An 11,199-nucleotide genomic window follows, 5' to 3' on the forward strand; every position below is an offset into this window, starting at 1 on the left:
CACGGCCGGGCCGAATGTCATGTCGCCGCCAGGACGGACAGCAGGGCGGCCGCGCGGTCGGCGCCGACCCGGTGGCCCTTGGCGGCGAAACGCGTGCCCGCCTGCCGGGCGGCGTCGCCCGCCGCGGTCCGCTCGGACAACGCGGTCAGGACGTAGGCCTGGTCGAGCAGCACAGTTGCCTGACAGGCCGGGGAGTCGGTGCGGGCGGCTTCCCGTACGGCCCTGGCCGCCAGGAGCCTGGCCCTGCTCGGCTGGTCGCCCGCCACGGTCCTGGCCTTCATGCCGAGGAGCTCGGCCCGGTTGATGGGGGTGCTCCCCGAGGCGCTGGAAAGGGCCAGCCCGATCCAGCCGCGGGCGCCGTCCGGATCGCCCTGGTCCAGCCGGGCTCTGGCGAGATCGCGCCAGGCGGTGGTGAGGAGCTGCCCGTCCCCCAGCGACTCGGCCGCCGTGCAGGAGCGGCGCAGCGCCGTCTCGGCCGCCTCCGGCCGACCGGCGAGCAGGTCGAGCGAGGCGGAGAACAGCGGCAGGAACGCCCCCGCGAAGGCGTGGCCGATGCCGGTCATGATGGCTTCGGCCGCCAGGAAGGCGGCCCGGGCCTGCGCGGTGTCTCCCCGCATGGCGTGCATGACGGCCAGCGGGCACTGCATCACCGCGGCGACCGTCCTGCGCCCTTCGCCGTGCTCACGCAGCAGGCCGAGGCACTGCTCGACCGCCGCCTCGACGGCCACCGGGCCAAGCCACAGGGACACCGACAGCGCCCCGAGAGCGGTCGCCCGTTCCAGCTCGGCATCGGCCCGTACGGCATGGCCGAGCGCCCTGTCCAGCGTCTCGGCGGCCTCCACGAGCCTGCCCCGCGCCTGAGCCGCCTGCCCGATCCTGATCCAGGCGCGGGCCAGCCCGAGATGGTCGCCCGCCGCCTCGAAGACCGGCAGGCAGTCGTGAGCCGTCCGCGCCGACGGCTCGGGGTCGAGGTGGCCGAGGAACAGGCGGGCATGCGCGGCCACGCCGGCCGCCGCCCACGTGGTCGCGACGGCGGCGGACGCGTCGTCGGCCACCTCACGCAGCAGCCGCTCACCGCGGTCAACCTGCCCGAGCATGACCCATGTCTCCGCCAGCCGCTCCGCGGTGGGCAGGCGCAGCGGGTCGTCCGCGTCGTACAGGCCGACGGCGCGCTCCAGGAGGCCGGACGCCCAGTTCAGGTCTCCCCGGCGCAGCGCGGACGCGCCCGCGGCCGACAGGTGGGCGGCCGCCCTGTCGCGCAGCCGCGCCGACCGCTCGTCGGGGCGGCCCAGTCCGGCCCGGTGGCGGTACGCCTGCTCCAGATGGCGCCCGACCACCTCGTCGTCCTCGCCGTGCCCGGACGACCAGCCGGCCAGACGCTCGTGCAGATCGCTGAGCCTGCGCTTGGAGACCGCCTGGTAGCACACCTCCTGAATGAGGCCGCTGACGAAGCGGAGCCGCCCGGCCTCGGCCCCGTCCACGGGCTCCAGGAAGCGGCCGCGCACAAGCGACCCGACGGCGTCTCCGGGCGCGCCCGGCTCTCCCGAAATCCCCAGGACGCCGATCTGGGCCAGGGTGAACTCCCTGCCGGCGACGGCCCCGCATTCCAGGACCGCGCGCTCATCCTCGGGCAGGCTCTCGACGCGGGCGGCGATCAGGGCGCGCAGGCTCAAGGGGAGCCGCTCGGGCTCCTCCCCATGGCCGAGCATCGTCATGAGCTGCTCCAGAAAGAGCGGGTTCCCCTCGGCCCTCGACACCACCTGGTCCGTCATCACGGCGCCGGCCGCGTGGGCCGACACCTCGGGCGTCTGCGATGGCCGGGACAGATCGGCCAGCTCGCACGCGAGCACGCGCGAGTCGTCGTCGGTCAGCCTTTCCACCCGGTGAAGCACCCCCGGGGCCCGGTGCCCGCGCGGCTCGGGGCGGGCCACGCACAGGACGAGCAACGGCAGGTCGCGCACCTGCGACTCCAGCAGGGTCAGGGCGTCCGTCAACGCGGGCGCGGCCCACTGCATGTCGTCCAGGATCAGCACCACCGGACGGTCTCCGGAGACGGCCCGCAGCAGACCGCCCACGGCCCACACCGTCTCCTCCAGGCCGGTTCCCGGCGTGCCGTCGGCGAGCAGCCCGGCGGCGAGAACGGCGGCGATCTCCGGTTCGGCCTCCGTCTTCCGCGCCAGCGGGCGCAGCGCCTCGGCCAGGCTCAGCAGCGAGCCGCCCTCGCCGTACGGACGGCACCGGCCCGATGCGAGCCGGGCTCGGCGGGCCACGGGTGAGCGGCCGGCCCAGGTGCGGACCAGCCGGGTCTTACCGATGCCGGCCTCCCCGAGAACGGTCACGACCCGGCAGTGGCGTCGCGCGGTCACCGCGTCCAGGTGGGCGTCCAGGCTGTCGAAGTCGCTGTGCCGGTTGACGAAGGGCAGGTCGAACCGGCGTGACACGGCCGGGTCGTCGGCTCGCACCGACTCGACGCGCCACGCCACGACCGGGTGGTCCACGCCGCGAAGGCTGAGCGGGCCGGTCGGGGCGGCCACCACGGCCTGCCCGGCGGCGACCCTGGTGTCGTGCCCGATGACGATCTCGCCGGGCGCCGCGGCGGTCTGCAGCCGCGCCGCCACGTTGACGACCTGCCCGGACACCAGCGCCTGGCTTCCGGCGTTCTCCGCCGAGGCCACCACCTCGCCGGTGTTGACGCCGATGCGAGCCCGCAGCCGGATCCCGATCTCGGCCTCGACCTCGTCGTTGAAGCTCTCCAGCGCGGCCCGCATCTCCAGCGCCGCCCGTACGGCCCGCAGCGCGTCGTCCTCGTGCAGCGTCGGCACGCCGAACACGCCCACCACGGCGTCCCCGATGAACTTCTCCACGACTCCGCCGTGGTACTCGACACGGTCCCGCATCAGGTCGAAGTACCGCAGCAGGATCGAGCGCAGGGACTCGGGGTCGAGCTCGCCGCTGAGCGCCGTGGACTCGGTGAGGTCGCAGAAGATCACTGAGACGACTTTGCGGATGACCCTGGTGCCGGCGACGTCCATCAGAAGAGCAACCCGCCGATCATGTGGGCCTCCACGTCGGGCGCCGCGTCCAGCATCTGGAGCTGGATGGAGATCAGCAGATTCGTCTCCTCCTCGCTGAGGCGTGAGATGACGGCGAGCTGCTCCTCATCGGCCGGGCCGAGGTCGATGCCCGCCTCCGTCAGCGCGTGGAGCGGATCGAATGCCACGGTTCCTCCAAGGTGTTCTGTGCGATCGGAGTGGCGAGGCCGGCGGGGCCGCCGAGGTCGGCCGGGCCCGGAAAACCGGCCAGCCCGGCCAGCCCGGCCAGCCCGGCCAGGTCGGCGAACAGGCGCGTCGCCGCCTGAGTCGTGTGCAGGGCGCTGAGACCGATCGCCTGCTCCTGCCGGCCGGTCAGCGGCAGCCGGTCGAGGAGGGCGTCCAGCTCGGCACGGTGCTCCAGGTCGAGCTCGGCGTGGTGCCGCAGGGTGCGGAAGGCCGCCTCCGGGTAGCCCGTCCGCACGCGCAGGTGGCCGAGCAGCGCACCGGTCGGCGGAAAGCCCTCCAGGACGGCGATGTAACCGAGCAGAGCCACGGGATCGTCATGGATCACCCAGTAGTACTGGGCTCCGACGAGAGCGGCCGCCGACGAGGACGGCCGGCCCGGGGCATGGCCGAGGGCCTCCAGGTCGTCGCGAAGCCAGACGTCGTGGCCGCGTTCCTCCTCGATGTGGCCACGCAGGTATCCGGCCAGCTCCCGCTGCCCCTGCCGTACGGCCTCGGACAGGGCGGTCTCCATGAGCGGGACCGACGCGGTGATCACCTCGTGCATGGCCGCGAGGTAGGCGGGGTAGCGCAGCCGGAGGTCGGGGGCCGCCCACAGGCGGGCCGCGGCGGCCCGCAGGCCCGGCATGAGCAACTCGATCTTGACGCGGAGCGCCCCGCTGCGCGTGCCGGGAATCGTGCGATCACGGGTCCCGCCAGGACCGCCGGCGCGGGCCCCGCTGCGAGGGCCGGGAATCGTGTCCGTCATGACGCGCCGCCTTCGCGCGATCCGGTCAGGCCCGTGTGGTGCGCGAGGAAGGTGAGGACCTTCGCGGCGAGCCGGACTGCTTCGTCCCCCATCGCACCGGCGTGTCCGGCGCCCTCCACCATGTGGTGCAGGATGGGCCCTCCATCGGCCGCGTGCTGCAACTGCGCGGCCATCTTGCGCGAGTGGAGCGGATCGACCCGCGTGTCGTTGTCTCCGCTGAGGAGGAGAACCGCCGCGTTGCCGAAGGGCGCTCTGACGTTGTGGTACGGCGAGTACTTGAGCAGCGCCTCCAGGTCCGCCGGGTCCTCCGGCGAGCCGTACTCCTGACGCCAGGCCCTGCCCAGGCCCCAGCGCTCGTAGCGGATCATGTCCAGGGGAGCCGCCGCGCTGACGACGGCGGCGTAGGCGTGGGGCCGCTGGACGACGGTCCCCATGGCGAGGAGCCCGCCGTTGCTGCCACCGAGCAGGGCGAGTTGTTCCGGCGTCGTCCAGCCCTGCCGGACGAGCCAGTCGGCTGCCGCGTGCAGGTCGGCGAACGCGTTGGGCTTGTTGGTCCTGGCTCCGTCCCGGTGCCACTGCCTGCCACGCTCGTCGCCGCCGCGGATGCCCGCGACCGCGCTCACGCCGCCGCGGAGCACCCAGGCCACGAAGTCCGGTTCGTACTTCGGGCGGAAGGAGATGCCGAAGCCGCCGTAGGCGGTGAGGATTGCCGGCCGGGGCCGGCCGGGGTCACCGTCTCCGTCCGCGGCCGGGGCCAGGATGGTGAGGGGCACCTCGGTTCCGTCGAACGAGCGATAGGTGCGGTGCAGGATCCTGATGTCCGCTCGGGGGGTTCCCTCGGAGTCGACGGGCGTCACCCGGCCCGACTCGACGTCCAGACGCCAGACGGACGGAGGGATGACCCAGTCCGTGTAGCTCAGCGTCAGCGCTCCCGGGTCGGGGCCGGGCATGATCCCCATGACGGCGCCCGTGCCGGGAAGGACGACATCGGTGACGACCGCTCCGGTCTCCGCGTCGTGGACGGTCATCTGGCTGAGGCCGTCCCGTGTGCGCAGGGCGACCAGGCGTTTGCCGCGTCCGGTCCGGGCCAGGGCCACCGTGGAGAGGGCGGCGGCGGTGTCCTCGGGGATGAGGACCCGCCATGGCCCCCACCCGCGGGAGACGGGTTCGGCCACGAGCACCTGCCCGAACCCGGCCGTCGTCGAGACCGTGGCGAGCAACCGGCCGTCCTCGTCGACCAGGACACTGGCCGAGGACGCCCCGTCCAGCGACAGCGGACGGGGCCGCCCCCCTGTCTCGATGTCCGCGACGAGCACCTGCGTCTCCCGGGAGGTCCCCTCACGGATGGTGAAGACCAGCCATCGGTCGTGGCAGAGCCCGACGTGATAGCGCGTGGTCGCCCCCTCGTCACCGATCAGGATCTCGTCCTCGGTGACCGGGGTGCCCACCATGTGCCAGTAGACGCCGCGTCCCGGACGGTCGAGATGATCGCGTACATAGAAGAAACCACGGCCGTCGGCCCGCCACTCGATCGGCGAGTAGCGGGTGTGCGCGATGGCGTCCACGATCCGCCCGGTGGTCACCTCCACGATCGACAACGGGGTGTGCCGCTCGTCGCCCGCCAGGACGATCTGAATGGAGAGGTGCTCCCCCGTCGGCGACGGCTGCCAGCGCCGGATGAAGGCATCGGGCGGGAAGGTGACGTCGATGGGCGTCCACGGACCGCCGTCGCGGCTCTGGAACTCCGGTTCCCAGGCGGCGAGGCTGTCGCGCCGGCCGAGCCGGAACCTCCGAGATCCAGCGATCTTGACGGGTGAACGGACGGGCCCGCTCATCAGGCCGCGTATCGCCTCTCCCCAATGGCCGAGGCCGGGGAGCCGCTCCAGATATCCCGTGCTGAGAAGCTGCTGATCGCCTATCCAGTCCCGGACGGCCTCGGTGTGGCCTCCCTCCAGCCACCGGTACGGGTCCGCGACCGGGTGCCCGTGATAGTCCTCGACGATCGGCTCGCGGGGGGCCTGCGGATACGCGGGAACGGCGACCCGCCGGTGTTCGGGAGAAGTCATGGCCGGGCTCCGGATGCTACGAGGGAGGTGTCCGTGGCGGGAGGAGTCAGGTGCAGCCGTCCACGGCGCACCCAGATCAGGAAGATCACCGCCGCGAGGACGATAAGGGCCTGGCACAGCCAGAGGCCGCCACGGACGCCGAAACGCTCACCGGCGACGCCGCCCAGCAGCGCGCCGAGCGTGCTCGCGAACGTCGTGACCGACCCCAGGAGGGTGCCCACCCGGCCGAAGAACTCGTCGCCCACGTCGTCCGACAGAATGCCGACGAGCGCCAGGTTGGCGGCGGCGCCGAAGAACACCGGCAGCCCCATCCCGAACACGACGGCTGTCACGGCCAGCCACAGCGGGCCCTGCGCCGCCGGAAGGGTGAAGCCGCACACGGCTATGGCCGGCAGGCAGATCACCAGCAGCCGGCGAGCGGTCAGGCGCTCCGAGAGCAGGCGAGACCCCACGAAGGTGCCCGCGGCGGCCAGCAGCGTCGCCGCCACCGCGGGCACGCTGTAGAGGGCGACCGGCAGCCGCAACGTGTCCAGCAGGAACACGGCACGCTGGGCGGTGGTGCCACTTGTGGCGACGCTCACCAGGACGGCGTAGACCGTGTAGGCGACGAGGAGGCCGTGCGTGCGAACGGCGGTCACCCCGTCGCGCAACTCCCGCAGCAGGCCGGCCCGGGCTTGTGTGGGCGCCTCCCGCCGGTCCGGTGACCGCAGGGCGCCCAGAGCCAGGGCGCTCACCAGATAGGTCAGCGCGTCCAGGAAGAACAGCAACGCGGCGCCCAGCCCCGCCACAAGGGGCCCGGCGGTGCTCGCCGCGACGGACCGGGAGAGCAGCTCGGACGACTGCAACTTCCCCCTGGCCTTGCTGAGGTCGCCGACGTCGAGACTGCGGAGGTGGGAGAAGTACAGGGCGCCGGTGACGACCTGCGCGAGGCCCAGCGCGAAGGACGTTCCCGACAGGATCAGGACGCTCAGCAGGCCGCTGAAGGCCATGACGGCGCACACGAGCGTCGCCACACCGCAGGCCAGATCGACGAGTATGAGCGTGCGCCGTGGGCGGGTCACCCGATCTGCCAGGACCCCGAGAATCGGCCCGAACAACAGTGCCGGCGAGGTCCCGGCGGCGACGATCAGGGAAACCTGACGCGGTCCGGCGTCGAGGATGGCCACCGCCACCACCGAGGTGGCGGTGGCGGTCAGTGTGCTGCCGAAGGCCGAGGTGGCCTGCCCCCACAAATAGAGGCGCATGTCGGTAGGTCGGGCGATGAGGGGCACGGGAGACTCCGCCGTTGTCGTTCGCTTTGAGATCAGCCCGGAAAGGGATCCGAGCAGAAGGCCATCGACAGCACGCTGTTGGGCGCGTCGAAGCCCATCTCCATTTCCACTTCCATGTCCATGTGCGCATGGACGTCCGCGTCGTCGAGCCCGTAAGGAATGTCGTGCGGCAGATTGTTGAGTGACATCACTTGGTCCATGGTTCCTTCTCTTCACCAGAGTTCGGCTGGGTACCGGGGTGAGTCGCCGTCCCCGGCACCCGCCATCGGTTGCTGATTCAGCTCATCGAGCCGAATCCGGACCTCGAGCCGTTACTACTGCTGATTGGTGCACAGGAAGTAGCTCGTGGCGCTGAAGGCCCCGTCCTCCTCAGCGCCTTCCGGATTGCGCAGGTCCTGGAGCTTCAGAATCTCAATCATCGCGTTTCCTTTCTCGGGCTGTTCAGGTCGGTGCCGGGTGTGAGTCGCTGCCCCCACCCGGCACTCGCCATCGGTTGCCGAATCAGCTCATCGAGCCGAATCCGGACTTCGAGCCGTTGCTACTGCTGTGCCGTGCACAGGAAGTAGCTCTTGGTGCTGTCGGGCGCCTCCTCCTCCGTGCCTTCCGGAGTGCGCAGGGCCTGGAGCTTCAGAATCTCCGTCATCGTGTTGCCTTTCTTTGACTTGTTCAGGAGGGCGCGGGGGAACGCACCCCGGCCTGAATTTCTCCGGCTGATCGAGCCCGTTTGGACTCGAGCCGTTACTACTGCTGCTCGGTGCACAGGAAGTAGCTCCTGGTGCTGGTGGGCGCCTCCTCCTCCGTACCTTCCGGAGTGCGCAGGGCCTGAAGCTTCAGAATCTCGGTCATTTTCCCTCCCCTCTGATATCGCTTGTCTATTGGAACGGCGCCGGGTATCGGACCACGGACACCGGCCACTGGCGTGGAAAGTCTTCTATGGATTAGAACAGGTCAGAGCTGCGCATCCGCGTTCAGCTCGGCGGTCTCGGAGGCGGGCAGAGAACGCCGACGCTGAATGTGCTCACCGTCCACGGCGCCTTGTCCGTCTCCTCCGGACCGCGCAGAACCTGGAGTTTCAGAATCTCAGTCACCTTTGTTTTCCCTTCTTCTATGGCCTCGGCTCACTCGGGGACTATGCAGCCGTGGTAGAAGTTGCTGACGGAGCTGACGGGCGCGTCCTCCTCGATCTCTCCGGAGTTACGCAGAAGCTGCAACTTGAGAATTTCGGTCACGGTTCTCTCCTTGCTGGACGGCGTCGAGCGTGAACAGCGGGTCCGGAAGCCCTGTGAGCATTCGCGTGAGTGCGAGAAGCACGCCGGCCGAGCCGCTCCACAGATCCGCGGAGAATCGCATGAGGAGCGGGCCGCCCCCGAGGAACCGCACCCCGTCCTGGCCAGCCACCGCGTGCTTGAAGAGCGCGATCCCGGCTGCGCGCTCCTGGGCCGCCAGGTCCGGGCGATCCAGCAGTACGGAGGCCTGCCCCAGGGCCAGGGCCATCCCGGCCTGCCCGCCGAGCAGCCCGGCGGCCGCGGCGAATCGCACGGAGCAGTAGCGCAGGCTGCGCCGCAGCGCGTCGGCCAGTCCGGCGTCGTCGATCATCGTGAGGTAGCGGGCCACGACGTGCGCGTATCCGGCGCTGCCCCACTGCAGGTAGGGCATGTTGCGCCGGTCCACGGTGGACACCCGGAACCCGAGCGCGTCGACGTCCAGCGGCTGGCCGTGTGACAACTCCTCGCGCAGGAGGCGGGCACCGCGGTCCAGCATCGCCCGGTCACCGGTGAGCCGGCTCAGGTAGTACAGGGCCAGCGCGATGCCGGGGCGCCCGTCCACCAGACCGGAGGCGTCGTCGGGGCCGAGCAGGGGGACGAGCGCGGCCCCGTCGGGGATTGCGGTCAGCGCCTGCTCGGCGGCCGCGATGTGCCGGTCGTCGCCGGTGTGGCCGTGGAGGGACAGGTGGGCCATGGCCAGCCCGGCGGCGCCTCCGCCGAGTGTGGCGCAGGCGCGGCTGAGCGGATGCCGGTCGGCCGCGGCGAGCAACTCGCCGGCCGCGTCGATCTCCCCCAGGTCGGCCAGGACCCAGGCGATGCCGGCGTTGCCGTAGAACAGGCCGGGCGGGGTTTCGTCGCGCTCCCGGATCGACTCGTCGCGTAGCCGGGTGACGATCCGCGGGTCGATCCGGCGGCCCGCCGCCCGCAGGGCGTGGAGCACTCCGGCGGTCCCGTGGGCCACGCACCGGGTGTTGGACACCGCCCCCTGGGGTGTCGTCGGGTAGACCCAGCGCGGGTTGTCCGGCTGCGCCATGGCCTCGATCGCGTCCGCCGTGCGCTCCCGCAGCCATCGCAGGTGCGTGAGCGGCTCCTGCCGTACCTCATCGGGCGTGGGCAGCAGCGGGCGCTCGGGACTCGCGTGGAATCGGGTCACGACGCGCCAGAGCCGATCCGGGATCGGAGCGAGGTCGGTCAGGTCGCGGTGCAGGTGACCGGCCACCTCCGGCGTGCGCTCCAGGACGTTGTGCAGCGGGAACAGCAGCATCTGCGCCACGGCCGAGATGCCGTACTCGTCGATCCGCCGAGCGTCCTTGGCGGCGGGACTCTCCGGATCGCGGATCTCCGCGGGCAGGAACCCGGGGGCTCCTATCGTCCTGAACTCCGCGTCCAGGCGGCAGGCCCCCTCGAAGTCGACCAGCCTGATCCGTTCGTTGTCGTCGATGAGAATGTTCTTCGGGTTGAGGTCGACGAACGCGTATCCCACGTCGTGCAGGGTCGCGATCAGCCCCTTGAGCTGGTCGAGGATCGACAGGCAACTCCGGTAGTAGCCCGCGAACACCTCCGGCCGCTGCTCCACCCGGATGCTCGGCTCGTTCGCCACCACCCACTTCATCAGGGTGGTTCCGGGGACGAGTTCCGAGACCAGGAAGGTGTTCTCCCACTGCTGGAACAGCTCGATCGGCTCGGGGCATATCCCGGGATGCGCGGCGTGCAGCGCCCGCAGCGTCCGGTGCTCCTGCGCCAGCAGGGTCTGCGCGTCGGTCCCGTCCCACCAGTAGCCGTTGTGCGCCCGCGCCTCCTTGACGAAGACCTGCCTGCCGTCCTCGGTCCGGGCGACGTAGGCGCCGCCGGCGTTGCTGTGCTGCAGCACCGACTCGAAGGTGTAGCCGCCCAGCGTGATCGGCTGGTCGCCGGCGTCCGCCGGTTCGGTCCCGAACGGGTCCGCGATCCCGGGCGGCAGCATGAACATCGGCTGGCGCTCGTCGGGGATCTCCTGCCCGTCGAGGTCGAGCATGACCGGCTGCCGGGTGCCGTCCGGCTGAAGCCTGTGCCGCGGGCGGAACGCGCCGTACCGGTACGCCACGGACGAGGAGGCGCCGAAGCGCCGATCGGTGAGGATGTACGGCCCGGCGAAACCCGCGAGCCGCTCCTCCAGCCGCACCAGGATTTCGTGGGCGATCCGCGGGGTCGCCGGATACAGGGCGCAGAACTTCCCGCTCTGCACGCGGGAGCCGTGCTTGTGATGCATCCACAGGAACAGGCGCCTGCTGCTCACATGCTTGAAGGGGACGGAGAACTCGGCGCAGACCTCTGTGACGATGTCGAGCACGGCCTGCGCGTTCTCCAGCGAGCTGGAGACATGTACCTTCCACCCCTGGTCGGCAAGGTCGCCCTCAGGGGGTGTCCACATCGTCCAGACGCTGCTCGTGTGCCGGCTCCAGTGCTCGGGCACGACCGTCGGCGCGTAGGTGACACCGGGCTCGACCAGCTCGGCCGGCTCGTAGTAGTCAGGGTGGGCGAGGGTGAAGCCGAAGTACTGCATCAGGTGTCCCGTCAAAGCGTCCGGTGGCTCCG

Annotated in this window: 7 protein-coding genes; all 7 read right to left on the bottom strand. The window is 71.2% G+C overall.

Annotation, left to right across the window (positions count from 1 at the left end):
* Positions 1-17: 17 nt before the first annotated feature.
* Entirely contained in the window at positions 18-3,032 is a 3,015-nt protein-coding gene (locus N5079_RS25610) for an adenylate/guanylate cyclase domain-containing protein (RefSeq protein ID WP_261586618.1), read from the bottom strand.
* A complete protein-coding gene (locus N5079_RS25615; RefSeq protein WP_261586619.1) occupies positions 3,032-3,220 on the bottom strand; it encodes an aroma-sacti cluster domain-containing protein in 189 nt (62 codons plus the stop codon). The genes N5079_RS25610 and N5079_RS25615 overlap by 1 nt, the downstream gene beginning before the upstream one ends.
* Complete coding sequence (locus tag N5079_RS25620; protein ID WP_261586620.1) at positions 3,193-4,023, bottom strand: iron-containing redox enzyme family protein; 831 nt, start codon at positions 4,021-4,023, stop codon at positions 3,193-3,195. Before N5079_RS25620 ends, N5079_RS25615 begins: the two co-directional genes overlap by 28 nt.
* Positions 4,020-6,089, bottom strand: a complete 2,070-nt coding sequence (locus tag N5079_RS25625; protein WP_261586621.1) for a prolyl oligopeptidase family serine peptidase — start codon at positions 6,087-6,089, stop codon at positions 4,020-4,022. The genes N5079_RS25620 and N5079_RS25625 overlap by 4 nt, the downstream gene beginning before the upstream one ends.
* Positions 6,086-7,333 carry an MFS transporter gene (locus N5079_RS25630; protein ID WP_261586622.1) on the bottom strand — a complete coding sequence of 416 codons (1,248 nt, stop codon included), beginning with the start codon at positions 7,331-7,333 and terminating at the stop codon, positions 6,086-6,088. Before N5079_RS25630 ends, N5079_RS25625 begins: the two co-directional genes overlap by 4 nt.
* A gap of 59 nt (positions 7,334-7,392) precedes the next feature.
* Positions 7,393-7,560, bottom strand: a complete 168-nt coding sequence (locus N5079_RS25635) for a hypothetical protein (RefSeq protein ID WP_261586623.1) — start codon at positions 7,558-7,560, stop codon at positions 7,393-7,395.
* Between the two features lie 994 nt (positions 7,561-8,554).
* The gene (gene lanKC / locus N5079_RS25640; protein WP_261586624.1) at positions 8,555-11,182 is read right to left on the bottom strand and encodes a class III lanthionine synthetase LanKC; all 2,628 of its coding nucleotides are present in this window, start codon (positions 11,180-11,182) and stop codon (positions 8,555-8,557) included.
* Between the last annotated feature and the right edge of the window lie 17 nt (positions 11,183-11,199).

Origin of the sequence: Planotetraspora sp. A-T 1434 (assembly GCF_025420585.1) — a bacterium.
Classification (GTDB): domain Bacteria; phylum Actinomycetota; class Actinomycetes; order Streptosporangiales; family Streptosporangiaceae; genus JAOEGB01.